Origin of the sequence: Thermovenabulum sp. (assembly GCF_049723235.1) — a bacterium.
In the GTDB taxonomy this organism is placed as follows: domain Bacteria; phylum Bacillota; class Thermosediminibacteria; order Thermosediminibacterales; family Thermosediminibacteraceae; genus Thermovenabulum.
Map to the genome: position 1 here is coordinate 1 of NZ_JBNARB010000024.1, position 18171 is coordinate 18171.

The following is an 18171-nucleotide window of genomic DNA, read 5'->3' on the forward strand; positions in this document are numbered from 1 at the left end:
AGCATCGGCTTCCCAAGCCGAGGGTCGCGGGTTCGAATCCCGTTTTCCGCTCCAATAAGGAAAATCAAGGGTTCTGGTGATCGGCACCGGACCCTTTTTTTTTATGCCTTTATTAAGGATATAAAAACCTTCACAAAAAAATCAAAAAACAATGGTAAAACTTCATAGTTTCATAAAAAATAGATGATAAAGTATAGATAGTAAAAAGGAGGGACATTTTCTATGATGTGTATTTTATTTTTGTTAGTCACCGCCTTTATATTATTAAACTCCAAGGGAATTTTTGAAAGATTTGACAGGTCTGATAGAAATAATGCCTTAGCCCTTTTAAATGAAAAATACGCAAAGGGCGAAATATCCGATGATGAATACGAAAAAAGAAAAAAAATATTAAGCGCGTAGGAGGGATTTATTATGTGGAGAGGATGCGGGTTTTTTGGATATGGTCCCAATTTTATCGGTAGAGGCGGTTTTGACCTGTTCCCGTACTGGTATATAATGCTCGGAGTTAAGGTGGTAATGGGATTAGCGGTGATCTTTGCGGCTATTTATTTGGCGAAACTTTTATTAAACAAAACCTACACCAAAAGTATTTCCAGTGCTGCACTGGAAATACTGAACGAAAGGTATGCTAAAGGGGAAATCGACGAACAGGAATACATCAGCAAAAAGAAAAAAATTCTCGGTTATTAATTGAAAAGGTAAGTTTTGACAGGGTGGACATTTATAAGTTGTCCACCCTTTATTTTTTGGCGATATAAATTTGGCGATATAAATTCAAAACTAATATAAAAAAATATTTCGGGAAAATTAATTTATTAGCAGGAATTTGCGATTTTTTAGAGAATAACTTATTAGTAAATATACTCATCAGTGATGAGGAGGTAAAAAATGAAAGACCCTTATAAAGCGGGAATGTTCAAAAACAATCCCTATGCAAAAAAAAAGCCCGTTAAGGGTATCATAAAAGTAGTATTGGATGGAATTTACGATGAGAGGGGGTTAAATTTAATAGTTCAACCCTCCAGGTGTTTGTTAAAAAACGAAATTCACGAACTTATTCTAACTACCGAAGAGGTAAAACCCGGGGACGGAGTAAATAAAATCGCTTACTTGGGTTTTTTTGAGGTAACAGAAGGATCGGTGGCAGTATACGGAGATCCGGTCAAGATCGGTGGAAAACAGGTGGGCGTTATTGCCGGATACGATGAAACCCATTTTCCCAACCACTACAACATTGTGGTGAAGGGAACGGAGCTTTTATCGGGAAAGGATAGACTTTTGGAGCTGGATATGGAAGTGGAGATTGGATAATAAATTTTTTGACATAAAAAATTAAATTAAAAGGAGGACTCAGTATGCCAAAGTTTAAGAAAAAGTTTGAAATGTACCGTCACCTTCAAATGAATATTCCCAATATCTACGCAGAGGCGAGAAAAGCAGCCGATGAAATAGGTATCCCAGCGGAACTTCGCGGGAAATTCGGTCTTACAGGTGCTATTTCCGGATGTCCCTCTCCTTTAACCAAAAAGGTCAGGGAAGCTCTGGATAGGGGAAGCACCGAGGTTATACCCTTAGCCAAACTTGTAGATGAAATAAGGTCTATAGTAAAGGATGTATACGGAGATGAATACGATGCAGCTCCGATTAACACCTGTGAAGCAGGGCTCTGGGTTACCTTTGACACCCTTTTCACACCCCCCATGCAGGGAAGAGGGGATAACTATTTAACCAGGTACATCATACCCTATGAAAAGCACCTGCATCATCACGGAGGTTATGGAAGGCCCTTCCCGCCAAAATTTAAAGATATTCTCGCCGATAGGGGCTGCACCGCTGGAGAGCTTGGATTTTACGGCAAAAGGCAGAATAACCTGAGTGAATACATCGTTCCCTTAGTAGGAGCCGACTATTCCGTTCACGGAATTAAGTACCATCCGGTAATACTCCTTACAAAAGTAGATCCCGAAGCCTCCGCTAAGAAGATTAAGGTAGTAGCGGAAAGACATTGCACCATGCTTTCGGGTATTACATCCTTAGGATACGATACTCCGGGATACGGCTACGGTGTAAAAGACTCGGATGGCACTCCAGTGCTCCAGAAGAGACTGGCAGAAATAGCTCATGAATACGATGTACCTTATGTAATTGATAATGCCTGGGGCGTGCCTTTTATCGGTCACGATATAAGAAAGAGCGGTGCGGATGTGGTAATTTACAGCATGGACAAAGCCAGCGAATCCACCACTGCAGGTTTAATAATTGGTAAAGAGGATGTAATGGTGCAGATAAGAAGGGCCTTAGGATATCACGGCGATAGGTACGGTACGACAGCCTCTTACGGAAAAGCGGCATACGTTACCAACGACCCGGGCAAGGAAGCACTGCTCGGCGTGATAGAAGCGTTAAAAGAATTGAGGGACAATCCTGAAGCCCTTACCAAACCCGTCGATGACCTTTACGAAGTCGTTGTAGAAGAATTCGAACAAATTCATCCCAAGATAAAGAAAGGGCTTATTATTACCAAATCCTATAACAGCAGGGCGGTAGAAGTAAACTACGAGAACACATGGACCAAGGATGAACTGGGACTCCCCATATTCTCAATAGAGGATATGTACGCCGGTTCCAATATATTCCAGAGCGGTGTGTCTCAGATGGGCGTAATACCCACCGTCGCCTATGATGCCAACATCTTCATTTCTCCCGGACTTGGAACGACGGATGAAGACGGACAGCTCATTAAGGACAATGCCAGGTATGCGGTCAGGGCTCTGGTAAAACTTATGGAGATAGTTGCAAAATACAGCGGTTATCTCGACTAAGAAGGAGTTTATATTATGGCTGGAGTAAAAAGGAAAATCCTTCTTGCTCCGCTTGACCCGGTCCACGATATCGGCCTTAAAGTAATTAAGAGGGGGCTGGAGAAGGCAGGTCACGAAACCATTCTCCTCCCCCCTGACCTTACTCATGAGGAAGTAATAAAGGCTATAATAGAAAACGATGTGGATGTGGTTCTGATAAGCAGAACCCTGGGTTACGGAGTTGCCGAACTGCTCGCCCGATTTATCGACTTGGCCGAGGCAGCAGGCATCAGGGAAAAAGTAAAAATCGGTATCGGAGGAATGGCGATAAAACCTGAACTGGCTGCAGAACTGGGTTTTGATGCCGGATTTGGTCCCGGCACCACCGTGGAAGAAGCGATTGCTTTTGTAGAGGGAAGAGAATACGTGCCCGTAAATTACACCCAGGAGAAGCAAAAGGTGGATATCACCGAAGGTTACACCTATGCTTTTAAAAACAAAAACATAGAAAGCCTGCTTTTAAAGATTACCGATGGGATCTTAGATTACGTAAAGGGCCTTTCTACTCCCGGTATTAAAAGGGCACAGATCCGGGAGAAAATCCTTGATGAAAAGGATGAAAAAACAAAGGATATTCTTCGCAGGGAATACGCTTCTTACTGTGATGAAATGATAAAAGCCTTTTACGAAAAAGGCACTTTAAAGAACAAAACCCGCTTTTTAACGGAGAAAGAAATAGCCTCCTTAAAGGATTACGTAGAAAGAACCAATGAAAATCTCCAAATTACCAGGCTGCAGCATATAAAGGAGAACCCGGTGGTTTTTGCCCAGTACGGCACCGGCTGCCCCTTTATGGATATTGCCCACATAAAGGTGTGTGAGGCATGGGGGGCGGATGGAGTTGTACACTTTGACCCTTCCTGGGGAGCGAGAACCGAAGGGTTTTACGAGGGATACATTACTCATGAGGAAGATGGTTCGGTAATTACTTACGAGAATTTGAAAAGAATTAAAGATTCGCTTTTACCATCCACTCTCTGGCAGGTAAGGGCTCACAGGGGTTTGAACACTCCGGAAACCGTACTTTTGGCGGGCAAGCTCGGCGCCGACCTTACCAAAATAAACATTGCCTACGGGTCGCTGGGAGGCGGTACCGATCCCGAAAGGCTAACGGTAGATGCGGTAGAGGCGATAAAATACGCTGCAAGATTTAACATGCCCTTTGATGTGGTGACCAATGAAGAGCTCTGCGGAGTGCCTGCCTTCAAAGCCTTTGCTGGTATGCTCATAACGGTAATGCTGGGCATAAGACTCGGGGCAAAGCCAATCCTTCAACCGCTCTTTTGCTATTCTCCCGAAGTTATGATTAACGGCAGAATGGAAAATAACTACGTGGATTTCAATGCAGCAAAAATTATTGCTTTGAGGAATATAATCGATGCACCCATATGGTGCGGTGCACCCATAGGTTTTCTCACTCAGACCGAAGACAGGGTGCAGTCTTCTTTGAGCACAGCCCTTCACGCATCCTTGGCCTCTTCCCTGGGAGTTGATGCCATTACCATTGCTTCTGCCGACGAAGCTTATTCGGGAGGACCAATTTCCGCAGCATCGAGAGTTGATACCCTCCGAGCTGTCCAGGCTTCCTTCAGGTTTTTTGGAAACTGCAGTATAACACCTTCGGAGAATGCTGAAAAATGGGCCCAGGAGTTAATTGAAGGTATAGAAAGGGTACTTTACCGGGTTTCCACGTCGGAAAGCTTTGTTAAAGCTTTATACGACGGAATCCTGGGAAGCAGAGAAGATGGCGCCTATCCCGGCAGGGCCGGTCAAAATTCAACCTTTCGGTAAAATCACCGAAAGGTTTTTTATTATTTTAAGGTTTTTAAAAGGAATAAAGAAATTAAGGGGGAATATAATTAAGTAATATAAAATTTAAAATAGGAGAGGTTTTGATGAAAAAAAGACAACTGTTTTTTGTATCGCTGATCGTAATTATACTTTTTGCGCTTAGCTGCTATTTCTTTTTTTCATCAAGGCAGCCCGGCCGGGAGGCTCTACCCTCCGTTAACGATATACCAAGATACGAAATAGAAGGGGAATTTTTTCCGGAAACGGGGGTTTTTTCCGGGAAGGAAATGGTATATTATAAAAATAACGAAGGGGAGCCTTTAAAGGAGCTTTTATTTCATATTTACCCCAATGCCTTTAACAAAGAGGAGACGGCTCCTTTTACCGCTGAAGAATTTGAACTGGCCTATCCCGAGGGGTTTTCCTGGGGAGGAATTGCGATTAGCAGGGTTTTATTGGACGGAATGCCCGCTGTTTTTAAAACCGATGGAACCATCCTTGCGGTGAATTTGAACGGAGAATTAAATCCCGACCGGGAAGTAAAGGTATACATAGAGTTTAAAATAAAACTTCCAAAGAGTCCCGGACGTTTTGGATATTTCAAGGATACATACAATTTCGGCAACTGGTACCCTATCCTTTGCGTTTACGATAAAGAGGGCTGGCGCAAAGACCCTTATTATAAAATAGGTGATCCCTTTTACAGCGACATAGCCTATTATAATTTCACCCTTTACGCACCCGCGGAGTATATTCTGGCAACAACGGGAGAAATAGTGGAGCAAAAGGAGGAAAAAGGCAAAAAGAAATGGGTGGTTAAAACCGGTCCCGTAAGAGACTTTGCCTTTGTAATGAGCAAAGAATTTAAAATTAAGGAGACATATGCGGGAAAAACCAGGGTAATATCTTATTATTTTAAAGGAGATGAAGAAAATGGTAAGAAAGCCTTAGAGGCCGCCAGAAAGGCAATAAACTATTTCAGCGAAGCTTTTGGCCCATATATATACAGTACCTATTCCGTTGTGGCTGCGGATTTTTACATGGGTGGTATGGAATACCCAAATCTGGTTCTTATAGATAGAAACCTTTATAAAGATGGACTCATGCTGGAATACGTAATAGCCCATGAAACGGCCCACCAGTGGTGGTACGGAATGGTAGGGAACGATGAAGTAAAGGAACCCTGGTTGGATGAGGCTGTTACGGAATACTCCACAATACTTTATTTTGAAAAGCACTACGGGAAAAGACAGGGTTCGGAAATTTACGAGAACTTTATCCTGAACCCCTATAAATTTTACCAGATGGCCAAAAATACCGGCCCAATTATGCGACCCCTGAGCGAGTTTACCGACTGGAGAGAATATGATGCGGCAGTATATAAAAAAGGGGCGATTATGCTTAAAGAGCTGGAAAAAAGAATAAGCAAACCCAAAATGATAAAAGCCCTGAATGTTTATTATCACCGAAATCTTTTGAGGAATTCAACGGTCGAGGAATTTATCAGGGCAATAAACGATACTACAGGTACGGATTTCAGGGAATTGATTTTTAAAATGCTGAGAGAAGAGAAGGAATTAAATCTTGCTGCATAACTTTTTAAAAGGGGGTAATTTTTTGAAAGCAAAAAGCAATAAAGGACTTTTTCTTGCAATTCTGGGGACGGTGTTTTTTAGCACAAGCCCCGTTCTGACCAGGATGGTACACGGAATACCTTCCCAGGAAATAGCTTTTTTCAGGATGCTCTTGGGGTCCCTCTTCATATTTACCGCTTCCAGGATTTCCGGGGTAAATCTCATGCTTCAGGGAAGGGATATTGTAAAGTTTGGATTTTACGGCATCATTACCGCCCTGCATTTTCTTTTCTACATAGAGTCGGTAATGTTCACGACCATTGCCCACTCCTTGAGCCTTGTTTATACTGCACCCATAATGATTACCCTCCTTTCGGGAATTATTTTAAAGGAAAAGATCCCGAGAAAAAAATACTTGGGTATATTGGTGGTTATCTTAGGAGTGGTTATTCTTGCGGGCTTTGAACCGGTGCTGACGAAAAAGATGATCCTGGGGGACGTTTTTGCCCTTTTATCCGCCTTTTGTTTAGCTCTTTATTCCTTAGCGGGAAGAAGGGAGAGGGATGCCTATCCCCTTTTAAAATACGTTTTCTGGGTCTACTTTTTATCAGCACTGTTTTTATTTTTACTTTCCCTCAGAAATTTTGTAATGCCCTCCGGGTTGAGCCAGTGGATTCCTTTGATACTTCTGGGGCTGTTACCAACTACGTTGGGACATACTTTATATAACGCGGGACTCAGGTATATCCATCCCACTTACGCAAACCTCATCTCCACTCAGGAAGTAACGGGAGGGATAATCCTCGGCATATTATTATTAGGGGAGGTACCTTCTCTTAATTCAATAATAGGGGTACTTGTGATGTTTGCAGGGCTTTACTGGGTTCTTTCCGATGTTGGATAAAAAAAGAATTTGATTTAGAAGGAAAAATATGATATATGTAGAATTATAAATATTACAAAAGGATTACATTTTTGTTACAAATTGTGTAAGAAAGGAGTGGGGGGATGAGGTTAAGGGTCCCTTCCGGGTGGAAAGGCAAAAATCCCATTTTTTTTATTACACCCCTTGTGATATTTTTGCTGGTGGCAATAGCTTCATTAAGAAGCGGAGCATACATAATTACCTGTAACGGTCAGGAACTGGGCGGCGTAAAGGATAAAGCAATTCTGGAAAAGGCAAAACAAAAGCTTACCGAAAAGTACAGAGAAACCTACGGCAGCGATATAATAGTCGAAGGGGAATTTACTTTCCTGCCTCTGCGGAAGGAAAATGTCCAATTTTTAAATGAAGAAGAATTGGCTTTGCTAATTGAAAAAAGCGCAAGCCTTAAAACTAAGGCTATTGCTATAAATATAAACGACAAGGATGTAGCCTTTGCTAAAAACCTGGAGACGGCTCAGCAAATCCTTGAGGATGTTAAAAAATATTACGTGGACATGGTACCCGGTGAACTTGTGAAGGTAGAATCCCCGGATGCCATTAAATTAGAAGAAAAGGCAGTGGAATTAGAAAAAATACTGGGGGATACCGAATTAAAGCAGCTTTTGATAAACGGAACCCCGGAATTTAAAGAATACAAAGTGGCTCAAGGGGATACCCTGTGGGCTATTGCAAAGAAAAACGGCGTATCGCTGGAAAAACTCGTGGAAGCAAACCCCCATTTGAAATCGGCAGACCGCCTTTCGCCCGGAGATAAAATTTACTTGGAGGAGAGAAAACCCCTGCTCAACTTTACCGTGGTAAAAAAAGTTACTTACCAAAAAACCATTCCCTACAATACGGTAGTGGAAAAGGACAGCTCCATGTGGAAATGGGATCAGAAGGTTAAAACCGAGGGCAGGGAGGGTTTAAAAGAATTAGCTTCCCAGGTTGTATATAAAAACGGAGTTAAAGTAGATGAGCGGGTTCTGGGAGAAAAAATAATTAGGGAACCTGTGACAAAAGTGGTGGTAAGGGGAACGAAAAGCGAGGTAGCTTTCCGCGGCAGCGGCCGGTTTTTATGGCCTATAACGGGCAGCATCACTTCTCCCTACGGCAAAAGAGGCCGGGATTACCATGAGGGAATAGATATAGGAGCTTCCTTGGGGTCACTGGTGGCGGCTTCCAACAGCGGCGTTGTGGTCTTTGCCGGAAGAAATGGAGCCTACGGGAATTTAATAATAATAGACCACGGCGGTGGAATTCAAACCTATTACGCTCATCTGAGCAAAATACTGGTGTCGGAAGGGCAAAGGGTCGAGAAGGGAAGCGTTATAGGAAGAGTGGGAAGCACCGGAAGGTCTACCGGACCTCATCTACACTTTGAAGTGAGGATTAACGGGACTCCCAAAAACCCCATTACCTATCTGAACAAGTAGTAAAATTAAGGTATTAAGAAAAGCCTGGCAGGGAAATTCCCTGCTTTTATTTTGGAAAAATTTTTAAGGGAGGCAGGAATATGCTTGAAGCACTGGTAATAGGACCGAGAGGAAAAATGGGAAGGTTAATCGTTAAATCCCTTGATTCTGCAAAAAATGCCAGGATAGCCGGGGCTCTGGCGCCAAAAGGGGCGGAATATGTAGGCAAGGATGTGGGACTTTTGTGCGGATTGGGGAAGGAAATAGGTGTTAAGGTGACGGACGACCCGGAAAGCGCTGTAAGGGACTGCAATGCGGTGATAGACTTTACTTTCCCGGAAGTTTCTCTGGAAGTACTGAAGTATGCGGTAAAATACAAAAAGGCGCTGGTTTGCGGAACAACCGGATTTAAAAAGGAACAAAGGGAGGAATTTTTAAAGGCTTCTGAAGTGATACCCATTGTATTTGCAGGAAATACCTCCATTTTAATAAATCACGTATACAGGATACTGGAGTACTTAGCAAAAAACGTGGGTGAATTTGCGGATATCGATATAGTGGAGATGCATGACAGATTTAAAAAGGATGCGCCCAGCGGAACATCCCTTGAGATGCGGGAAGTTCTTAAAAGAACACTTCCCGAAAAAAACGTAAATATTCACTCTATTAGGGGTGGGGATGTGCCCAGCACCCACAGGATAATATTTAATTTGCCCGGGGAGAGGTTAGAGCTGACCCACCACGCCACCACCTTTCAATGTTTTGCCGAGGGTGCGGTTAGGGCGGCAGAATTCCTGCTCTCAAAGGAAAAAGGTTTTTACACTATGAAAGATGTGTACGGTATATCCTGATGGCAAAAATAAGAATTGGTTTAAGGAAGGGAAAACGTTATAAATGGCGAATATAAATTAAAGAGGTGGTGGTCTTGAAAAACAAAATCCTGGTGGTGGATGATGAAAAACCAATTGTGGATATTTTAAAATACAACCTTTCAAAGGAAGGCTACGAGGTAGTTGCCGCCTTTGACGGCGAAGAAGCCGTGGAAATAGCTTTTTCTGAAAAACCCGACCTGATACTTCTTGACATAATGCTTCCCAAAAAGGACGGTTTTACCGTCTGTAAAACCCTGAGGGAGAAGATGACATGTCCTATTATCATGCTTACGGCAAAGGGCGAAGAAGTTGACAAGGTACTCGGCCTTGAGCTGGGAGCTGATGATTACGTGACAAAGCCCTTCAGCATGCGGGAACTTTTAGCAAGGATCAGAGCAAACCTGAGGAGAATTAGCCTGAACGGTGACGAAAGCTCAAAAAAGGTCATCCGGGTTCAGGACCTGGAAATTGACCTCACGAGTTTCCAGGTAAGGAAAAAAGGAGAACCGGTAGAATTGACCTTCAGGGAATTTGAACTTCTTAAATTTCTGGCCAACCAGCCCGGAGTGGTTTTTTCCAGGGAAAAACTGCTGGAAGAGGTCTGGGGTTACGAATACTACGGAGATGTCAGGACTGTGGATGTGACCATCAGGCGGTTGAGGGAAAAAATTGAGGATGATCCCTCCGACCCAAAATACATAATTACCAAAAGGGGTATTGGATACTATTTTGTAAAATAAAATGGGGGATCCCTTTTGTTTAAGAGCATACAGATGAAACTTGTAATTATATACATACTGTTAATACTCCTTGCCATGGAAGTGGTGGGTGTATATCTTTTACAATCTTTGGAAAGATATCATATAAAGAACTTCTCTACCTATTTAAACGGGCAGGCCCAGATAATTTCCAACCTTCTTTCAAGATACTTGGGGGAAGAGAAAAAGGTTGACGAGATTCAGGTGATTGTAGAAGGATATATAAAACAGATCTCACCAACTGTAGAGTGTATGCTGGTTCTGGACGATAAATCTACGGTGCTGGCATCCACCAATGAGGAGATTTATCCCAAGGGGAAAAAGATACTCCAGCCGGAATTGATAAAGGCTTCCTTCGGGCAGGTGGGAGAAGAAATACGGTTGGATTCTTCTAAAGGAAGGTACGATTATCTGGCGTATCCCATAAAGGAAGATAACCGGGTGGTGGGGATAGTATATTTAATTTCCCCTATGGAGAGCATATACGAAACATTGAGCGAAATAAAGACTATACTTTTTACGGCAACCTTGATAGCCCTTTTAATTACCGGGGTGCTGGGGTACTCCCTTTCGAAAACTATAACCGGGCCAATTCAGGAGGTTACCAACAAGGCAGCCCTTCTTGCCGAGGGGAATTTTGACCAGAAAATTGAGGTAAAATCTAAGGACGAAGTGGGAAAACTTACCGAAATGTTCAACTTCCTGGCGGGAAGGCTTAAGGAAACCTTGGAGCAGATATCCGAAGAAAAAAACAAGATGGAGGCCATATTTAAAAATATGGCGGATGGTGTAATTGCCCTTGATAAAGAGGGGGAGGTAATTTACGTAAATCCCGCCGCCTTTAAACTGCTCGAGGTGGAAGAAGGCAATTCCTACCGGGTTCTGGGAGAAAAATTAAAGGAAGAACTGAAGATAGACATTAAAGGAGAAATAAAATCCCAGAAGGATTTTATGGCAAAAATTAACGATTCGATTTTGAAAATAATCATTGCCCCGATGAAAAGGGAAGAGAAAACGGCAGGGTTTATACTTATCCTTCACGATATTACAAAGGAACAGAAGTTAGAAGAAATGAGAAGGGAATTCGTGGCAAACGTATCCCATGAACTCAGAACGCCTTTGACCACTATAAAAAGCTATACCGAAACCCTTCTGGATGGGGCTTTAAATGATGAGGAAGTTTCAATGCAGTTTTTGAATGTAATTAACGAGGAAACCGACAGGATGACCCGTATTGTAAACGATCTTCTCGAACTATCCCGGATCGACAACAAAGAAGCGCGTTTTAATAAAAAGGCTATAAATCTTTCGAAGATTTTAGCCACTGCTGTATCAAAAATGAAGGTTAATGCTAAGAAAAAGGGAATAATTATTTACGAAAACGTAAAAGAGGATTTACCCCTCTGTTATGCCGATGCGGATAAAATGGAGCAGGTTTTTCAAAACATCCTCTCCAATGCTATAAAATACACTCCTGAAGGGGGAAATATAACGGTAAACCTCTGGAGTGAAAGTAATTTCGTTGTAACTTCTATCAAGGATACGGGCATAGGTATACCCCGGGAAGATCTGCCCCGCATTTTTGAAAGATTTTACAGGGTGGATAAGACAAGAAGCAGGGAATTTGGCGGAACCGGTCTGGGTCTTTCTATCGCAAAGGAAATAGTAAAGGCCCATGAGGGAGAAATAGAAATAAAAAGCGAACTCGGCAAAGGAACGGAGGTTATTGTAAAAATTCCCTGTATAGTGTAATTTAAAATTAATTTGCGTGTAATATAAATGTAATAAAAATGGATTAAACTAATAGTAGAAATATATATAAAAGGGTGTTTTTTATGAAGAGAATCGGGATCGCTCTAATTTTGGTGCTGTTGATGTTGTTTTTGTTCACCACCATTGCATCGGCCGAAGAAAATTTCATAATTTTTAAGCCGGAAAAGGACTCTACATCGGAAAAAGTTCTACCGATTTCCGGACAAACGGAGCCCGACTCGGTTATTGTAGTTTTCCTGAATGGGGAAAAGATGGATGAAATTACGGTTGGTGCATCGGGCATCTTTGCTACTCAGTTGGAGCTAACGGAAGGGGTCAACAAGGTTAGCTTTAAGGTTACCTTCCCTTCGGGAACCACCAAGACTTTTGCAAAAAAGATCCTGTTAATTAACGAAGACCAGATGAGCACCAGTATTTTACAATTGATAAAAGCCATACTTATTTTAAAATAAAGGCGGTGCTTATGTGAAGAAAGACGGATTTAATTTCCTCGTTCTCCTTCTTCTTGTATGCACCAGCCTTTTTCTTTCTTATATGACCTGGTCGCAAATATCCAGCGGCCCTGTCAAAAAAAGCTTTGAACTAATTGAAAACAGGCCCGTAGACTTAGAAGAGTTTTTAAAACCTTCTCAGGTAATTGTGAGCTTTGGCCAGAATACCCATACGGTTTTGAACCAGGAAAACCCCTATTTTGAAGAAACATGGGGGTATTTAAAATCCTATACCGGTAAAATAAGTTCTTCGGTTAGCGCAACCGGCACCTCAAATAGCGATAAATTTCTACAAAAAAGAGGAATCGAATTTGTATTTGACAGCTCCCTCCCTTATTCTCTTTTAAAGACCCTGATGAACTTAAATGTGGACACACCGGTATTAAAAGACGATCAGAGGATAGTATCGGTGGTGCTGGCGGAAGATGACGGCCTTTCGGTATTTTTAAAAGGGGAAGCGGGAGAATTATTTAAAATTGGCAGTACAAAGGAATACGGGGAATTTACCTCTATTGTAACGAAGATTAAAGAGGCCAAAACCCCCCTGTATACCCTTCTTCCAAAGACGAACCTTTATATTAAAATATCAAAAGATATTTACATTCCCCTGGATAATCTTCAGTTACCCGTTTACTCCGTAAAATCTGCTAAAAATAACCTGCAAAACCTGGCACCCAAATTTTTCCCGGATTTTACCATAGCAAGAAAAATAGAAGAAAAGGATGGGGCTATAATTTTCACCGATGGCACGAGAGGGCTGAGAATATTTCCCAAGGGCGGCCTCGAATTTACAAGGCCTCTTTTTAAAGAACAGAAATCTAAAAGCAATTTTAAGGATGCCTTGACCAATGCGGCTAATTTCATTGCCTCCCACGGGGGCTTTCCCAAAAGTGCCTACCTTAGCTCTTATAAGGTAAACAACCAGTCAATAACCTTTGTATTTCGAGATAGGCTTAACGGTTTACCTTTGATAAAATCTAAAGATTACCTGGTGGTAACGGTGGAAGATAATCAGGTAACCTATTACTATAGATGGCTCAAGGAAGGGGAAAAAATCGAAGAAAGGATAACGGCGATTTCGCCCATTAAAGCCATTGACATGGTAGTTAGTGCAAAAAAAATAAAGGAAATATACGACCTATATTTAGCCTATGCGGAAAAGGACGGTTTTTACTTGCCCGTATGGGTTATAAAAACTGACAAAGGGGAATTTTATGTAGATGCAAGAAACGCCTCGGAAATAACGCTTACGCCCTCCGGAGATGATGTTTGATGGACTGGAAAAAAGCCATAACGATACTTGCAGTCTCATTTTTTTTAGTAAACCTTTTTATGGCGGCAAACCTTTATATGCGGGATGTCATAAATGAAAGGATTTCGGGTTTTAACACGTCTTTGGAGGTAATGAATCTTCTTAAAGAAAAGGGGATTTCCGTAAAAGGAAGCCTTCCCTCTAAAGGGCAGGATGCCTGGTGGCTGGAGGTAGAACCCCGGGGAAAAATAATAATGGAGGGTTACAGCCGTGAAGTAGAACAGGGTTTCTGGAACATGGATGCCGGTGCGGTAAGGAAAATAGCCCAGAATTTCGTCCAGGAAAAGGTAGGTATGCCTTCCGATGCCCGGTTTTTCAAACAGGAATTCGACAGGGAACTTAAAGAATACCGGGTGGATTTTTTGCAGGAGTACAGGGATATCCCCATTTACAACAGCTATATTAAAGTGAGGATAAGGGCGGATGGAAGGATAATTATAGAAAAAAACTGGTTAAAAATAGAAGGATTTAAAGGCAAAAAAAGGGAAGTTGTTTTACCTGTTGTAGCCCTGCTAAAAGTGGCAGAACTGAAGGGAAAGGATAAACCGATACTTGTAACCAGCATAAAAGAGGGCTATTTTTCAAAACCGGTAAATGGCGAAAAATGGCAGATTCCTCCGGTATGGAGGGTGGAACTGGATGATGGCGAAGTTTTCTACATAAACGCATTTACGGGAGAGCAGGAATAAAAAATTTTTGCACCGAAGGGTGCTTTTTTATTTTGCCTTTTTTTAATTTTTTAATATAATAATAGAAAATATAAAAAACTAAAGGAGAGTTTTATATGGGCAAAAGGGTGGTTAGTCTACCTTATGGCAAAAAAACAATGGAATTTGAGATTGAAGAAGAAAATATTCTGGGAGTAATTGATGGCAAAAAATTCGATATTATCCTGAACGAAGAAGAAGAGATAAAAAAAGCCCTGAAAACGCCGATAAAATCAAAACCTCTGAAAGAAATGGTGAAAGAAGGGATGAGGATTGCTATTATCGCCAGCGATATCACCCGGGTGGCAAAAAACGATGTGGTGATTCCACTTTTGCTGGACGAACTGAACGAAGCGGGAATCCCCGATGATAATATAACGATTATCACTGCCACGGGAACCCACAGAAAACACGAAGAAACAGAGCTCAAAGCGCTTTTCAAAAGCGCTTACGGCAGGGTTAAAATAATAGATCACGATGCCCGGGATGAAAACAATCTGGTATACTTGGGCAGGACTTCCAGGGGTACTGAAATATACATAAATAAAAGGGTATTCGATGCCGATTTTATAATATTAACGGGAGCTATCAGTTATCATTTTATGGCGGGATTCAGCGGAGGAAGAAAAAGCATATGCCCGGGCGTATCGGGCTACAAAACAATACAGATGAACCACAAGCTCATGTTAAATCCCGACGAAGAAAAAGGGGGCATACACCCCGGTGTAGGCCATGGCAGGATTAAAGGCAATCCCATGGCGGAGGATTTAGAGGAGATCTGCGACAGAGTAAAACCCGATTTTATAATAAACGTCATTTTAGACGATGGGGGTAACCTGGTAAAGGTGGTCTCCGGTGACTGTAAGGAGGCGTTTTATGAAGGGTGCGGCCTGGCGGCATCCCTTTTCAGCGCAAGGGTTCAAAGCAAAGCGGATGTTTTGTTCCTTTCCTGCGGGGGATTTCCAAAGGACATCGACTTTTATCAGGCAACGAAAGCTGTGGAAAACTGGCTGAATGCGATACAAGATGGAGGGTTTTTAGTATTATCGGCGGAATGCCCCGACGGAATAGGCCATGAGGGATTTTACGAAATTATAATCCGCTACAGTAACAGGAAGGAAAGAGAGAAAGCCTTGAGGGAAGATTTCAGCATAGCGAGGGCCGTAGGTTACATCCTCACTCTTGGACTTGAAAAGATAAATATTATTTTGGTTTCCTCAATGGAAGAAAAATTGGTCAGGGAAATGGGCATGATACCCGCTCGCGATTTGAACGATGCGGTTAATTATATATATAAAAATTTTAAATCCGATTTTAAAGCCTATGTTGTACCCCATGCTTCGACAATTGTACCCTTTTTGGAAAATAATGATGAAATATTTCCCGGGAAATAAAATATTGCGATTATAAGGGGGGATTTTTTTGAAAAGCGTGGTCTATTTTGCTGATGCCCGGGCGAAGGAGTACGATTACAGGTACAGCTTTGTGGCAAAATTTGAGGAAATATTAAACAGGATAGACTTTGCCTCGTTTATTAACAAGGACGATTATGTAGCCATTAAAACCCATTTCGGATCCTATGGGGCCCATAGAATAGTAAGGCCTGTGTTCTTGAGAAAAATTGTGGAAAAAATAAAAACGGTAGGCGGCAACCCCTTTGTGACCGACACGGTGAGGATACCGGGCCTGGAGTATCTTGAGGTTGCCAATATGGAAGGAATCAACCACCTCTCGGTAGGGGCTCCTGTAATCCTTGCTGACGGCATTTTCGGCAGGGATCAAATAAGGGTAAAATCCGGTCCCATATTAAAAGATGTGGGCGTAGCTTCTGCCATTTATTATGCTCCCGCCATGATAGTGGTGTCCCACTGTAAGGGACATATTGGTTCCGGTTACGGAGGAGCTATAAAAAATCTGGGTATGGGAGGTATAAGCTGTAAAGATCACTGCGGCAGAGGTGAGAGGGGAAGGATTCATTTTTATGAAAACAAGCATTTGATCTGGCTTAAGGAAAAGTGTATCCGATGTTTGAGCTGTATAAATGTCTGTCCTCATAAGGCGATAAGGTTTGAGGGCGATGAACTCATTATTGACAAGAGCATATGTGTAAAATGTGCCCGGTGCGCGAGGGTTTGCAAAGAAAAAGCCTTAGAGGTGCCCATTGATGAAGAAACCTTTCAAAGGGGACTGGCCGAAGCCGCCTATGCGGTAATCTCCACCTTTGAAAAAGGCAGGATACTTTACGTTAATTTTATTACCGAAGTCCAGCCCGAATGCGATTGTATGCCCATGGCCGACACTCCGCTTATACAGGATCAGGGTGTACTGGTTTCCTTTGACATAGTGGCGGTGGAGCAGGCCTCGCTGGATTTAATTAACGGTGCGGATCCCCTCCCTCAGTCTAAAGCATCGGATAAAAGCGTCAAAAAGGGGGAAAATATTTTAAAGAAAGTTACGGGAAAGGATGCCCAGCTTCAGATTGATGCAGCCTTTGAACTCGGCCTTGGAAGCAGGGAATACGAACTTATCGAAATAAAGGAAAAAACCACCTGAAAATCTTTCCTTGAGGAGGGGTATGTACGGTAAAAAATGCAAAAACCCTTGTGGCAATAATCCTGATAAGTGCATTAATAGGAGCGGTTTCCTCTACCTTTGTTACAACGAAGATAATCTACGGGGAAAGGCAAAAATCTTTCGAGCCACCTGCCAGGACACAGACCATTTCCGACAGGGAGGTGCCGATCCCGGATATAGCAAGAGAAATTACTCCGGCCGTAGTAGGCGTTGTAACCACCTATATAGATTATGATTTCTTTTTCAGGAAGGTGGAAAGCCAGTCTATCGGTTCTGGAATACTGGTGGACGAAAGGGGCTATATACTTACCAATGCTCATGTGGTGACGGGATCGAACAGCATCACGGTTTACCTGTACGATGGGAGAAAATTTAAAGCAAATAAAATCTACGAGGATGGGGAACTGGATTTAGCGGTAATCAAAATTGATGGAGACAATTTAACCGCCGCAAAGCTTGGAGATTCCGATAAAGTGGTGGTGGGGGACAGGGCTATAGCCATAGGTAACCCTTTAGGTCTTACCCTTCAGAGGACCGTAACGGCGGGTATAATTAGCGCATTGAACAGAACCATAGCGGTGGGGACAAAAAGGAGCATGACTCTGATTCAGGATTTAATTCAAACCGATGCTTCAATAAACCCCGGCAACAGCGGAGGGCCTCTTTTAAACGGTAAGGGAGAAGTAATAGGGATAAATACGGTAAAAGCTACGGAAGCCGAGGCTATCGGCTTTGCAATACCCATTAATTTGGCCAAACCCATAATTAAGAAAATACAGGAAACGGGTAGCTTTGAAAAACCCTACATCGGCATTGAGGGTATAGACAGGGAAATGGCAAGGCTTTTTAATATAGACGTGCCGGTAGATGGAGGCATATTTGTAATAAAGGTGCATGAAAATAGCCCTGCGCAGGAAGCAGGAATAAGGCCCGGGGATATAGTATTAAGTATAAATGGAGAAAAACTTACGAAAGTTTCACATTTAAGAAAAATGTTATACGCTTTAGGACCCGGACAGACTGCCAAGGTAGAATTACTGAGGGGAAAACAAAAAATGTCGGTGCAAATTTTAATAGGAAGAGAATCTTGAATACTTTGAGGAGAGGAGAATACG

At 42.3% G+C, this 18171-nt stretch carries 17 protein-coding genes; all 17 read left to right on the plus strand.

What is annotated here, in order from left to right; all coding sequences use genetic code 11:
• The first annotated feature begins 222 nt into the window (after nt 1–222).
• Nucleotides 223–402: an SHOCT domain-containing protein gene (locus ACPLOV_RS10260; protein WP_424909571.1), complete on the plus strand. Its 180-nt coding sequence runs from the start codon at nt 223–225 to the stop codon at nt 400–402.
• Between the two features lie 12 nt (nt 403–414).
• Entirely contained in the window at nt 415–693 is a 279-nt protein-coding gene (locus ACPLOV_RS10265; RefSeq protein WP_424909570.1) for an SHOCT domain-containing protein, read from the plus strand.
• A 198-nt stretch (nt 694–891) separates the two neighbouring features.
• Nucleotides 892–1314, plus strand: coding sequence for a DUF6917 domain-containing protein (locus ACPLOV_RS10270; protein ID WP_424909569.1), 423 nt, complete (start codon nt 892–894; stop codon nt 1312–1314).
• Nucleotides 1315–1358: 44 nt separating this feature from the next.
• Nucleotides 1359–2825 carry a hypothetical protein gene (locus ACPLOV_RS10275; RefSeq protein WP_424909568.1) on the plus strand — a complete coding sequence of 489 codons (1467 nt, stop codon included), beginning with the start codon at nt 1359–1361 and terminating at the stop codon, nt 2823–2825.
• Nucleotides 2826–2840: 15 nt separating this feature from the next.
• The gene (locus ACPLOV_RS10280) at nt 2841–4655 is read left to right on the plus strand and encodes a cobalamin B12-binding domain-containing protein (RefSeq protein ID WP_424911120.1); all 1815 of its coding nucleotides are present in this window, start codon (nt 2841–2843) and stop codon (nt 4653–4655) included.
• A gap of 104 nt (nt 4656–4759) precedes the next feature.
• Complete coding sequence (locus ACPLOV_RS10285; RefSeq protein ID WP_424909566.1) at nt 4760–6250, plus strand: M1 family metallopeptidase; 1491 nt, start codon at nt 4760–4762, stop codon at nt 6248–6250.
• A 22-nt stretch (nt 6251–6272) separates the two neighbouring features.
• Entirely contained in the window at nt 6273–7133 is an 861-nt protein-coding gene (locus ACPLOV_RS10290; protein ID WP_424909565.1) for a DMT family transporter, read from the plus strand.
• 104 nt (nt 7134–7237) lie between these two features.
• On the plus strand, nt 7238–8590 hold the full coding sequence (locus tag ACPLOV_RS10295) for a peptidoglycan DD-metalloendopeptidase family protein (RefSeq protein ID WP_424911121.1): 1353 nt from the start codon (nt 7238–7240) through the stop codon (nt 8588–8590).
• Nucleotides 8591–8670: 80 nt separating this feature from the next.
• Complete coding sequence (gene dapB / locus ACPLOV_RS10300) at nt 8671–9420, plus strand: 4-hydroxy-tetrahydrodipicolinate reductase (RefSeq protein ID WP_424909563.1); 750 nt, start codon at nt 8671–8673, stop codon at nt 9418–9420.
• 74 nt (nt 9421–9494) lie between these two features.
• Nucleotides 9495–10181 (plus strand): response regulator YycF, encoded by a 687-nt coding sequence (gene yycF / locus ACPLOV_RS10305; protein ID WP_424911122.1) that lies wholly within the window; start codon nt 9495–9497, stop codon nt 10179–10181.
• 15 nt (nt 10182–10196) lie between these two features.
• A complete protein-coding gene (gene pnpS / locus ACPLOV_RS10310) occupies nt 10197–11951 on the plus strand; it encodes a two-component system histidine kinase PnpS (RefSeq protein WP_424909178.1) in 1755 nt (584 codons plus the stop codon).
• 83 nt (nt 11952–12034) lie between these two features.
• Nucleotides 12035–12424 carry a hypothetical protein gene (locus ACPLOV_RS10315; RefSeq protein WP_424909179.1) on the plus strand — a complete coding sequence of 130 codons (390 nt, stop codon included), beginning with the start codon at nt 12035–12037 and terminating at the stop codon, nt 12422–12424.
• 13 nt (nt 12425–12437) lie between these two features.
• On the plus strand, nt 12438–13736 hold the full coding sequence (yycH, locus tag ACPLOV_RS10320) for a two-component system activity regulator YycH (protein ID WP_424909180.1): 1299 nt from the start codon (nt 12438–12440) through the stop codon (nt 13734–13736).
• Entirely contained in the window at nt 13736–14464 is a 729-nt protein-coding gene (yycI, locus tag ACPLOV_RS10325; RefSeq protein ID WP_424909181.1) for a two-component system regulatory protein YycI, read from the plus strand. Before yycH ends, yycI begins: the two co-directional genes overlap by 1 nt.
• A 95-nt stretch (nt 14465–14559) precedes the next feature.
• On the plus strand, nt 14560–15876 hold the full coding sequence (larA, locus tag ACPLOV_RS10330) for a nickel-dependent lactate racemase (protein ID WP_424909182.1): 1317 nt from the start codon (nt 14560–14562) through the stop codon (nt 15874–15876).
• 37 nt (nt 15877–15913) lie between these two features.
• Nucleotides 15914–17035 carry a DUF362 domain-containing protein gene (locus ACPLOV_RS10335; RefSeq protein ID WP_424911129.1) on the plus strand — a complete coding sequence of 374 codons (1122 nt, stop codon included), beginning with the start codon at nt 15914–15916 and terminating at the stop codon, nt 17033–17035.
• A 50-nt stretch (nt 17036–17085) separates the two neighbouring features.
• On the plus strand, nt 17086–18147 hold the full coding sequence (locus tag ACPLOV_RS10340) for a S1C family serine protease (RefSeq protein ID WP_424909183.1): 1062 nt from the start codon (nt 17086–17088) through the stop codon (nt 18145–18147).
• The last annotated feature ends 24 nt before the right edge of the window (nt 18148–18171 follow it).

Excerpts from the sequence above, each read along its gene's own strand:
- ACPLOV_RS10275 (WP_424909568.1), top strand. The coding sequence starts at position 1,359 with ATGCCAAAGTTTAAGAAAAAGTTTGAAATGTACCGTCACCTTCAAATG.
- ACPLOV_RS10265 (WP_424909570.1), top strand. The coding sequence starts at position 415 with ATGTGGAGAGGATGCGGGTTTTTTGGATATGGTCCCAATTTTATCGGT.
- ACPLOV_RS10270 (WP_424909569.1), top strand. The coding sequence starts at position 892 with ATGAAAGACCCTTATAAAGCGGGAATGTTCAAAAACAATCCCTATGCA.
- larA (WP_424909182.1), top strand. The coding sequence starts at position 14,560 with ATGGGCAAAAGGGTGGTTAGTCTACCTTATGGCAAAAAAACAATGGAA.
- dapB (WP_424909563.1), top strand. The coding sequence starts at position 8,671 with ATGCTTGAAGCACTGGTAATAGGACCGAGAGGAAAAATGGGAAGGTTA.
- ACPLOV_RS10280 (WP_424911120.1), top strand. The coding sequence starts at position 2,841 with ATGGCTGGAGTAAAAAGGAAAATCCTTCTTGCTCCGCTTGACCCGGTC.
- ACPLOV_RS10295 (WP_424911121.1), top strand. The coding sequence starts at position 7,238 with ATGAGGTTAAGGGTCCCTTCCGGGTGGAAAGGCAAAAATCCCATTTTT.
- ACPLOV_RS10285 (WP_424909566.1), top strand. The coding sequence starts at position 4,760 with ATGAAAAAAAGACAACTGTTTTTTGTATCGCTGATCGTAATTATACTT.
- ACPLOV_RS10260 (WP_424909571.1), top strand. The coding sequence starts at position 223 with ATGATGTGTATTTTATTTTTGTTAGTCACCGCCTTTATATTATTAAAC.
- ACPLOV_RS10315 (WP_424909179.1), top strand. The coding sequence starts at position 12,035 with ATGAAGAGAATCGGGATCGCTCTAATTTTGGTGCTGTTGATGTTGTTT.
- yycI (WP_424909181.1), top strand. The coding sequence starts at position 13,736 with ATGGACTGGAAAAAAGCCATAACGATACTTGCAGTCTCATTTTTTTTA.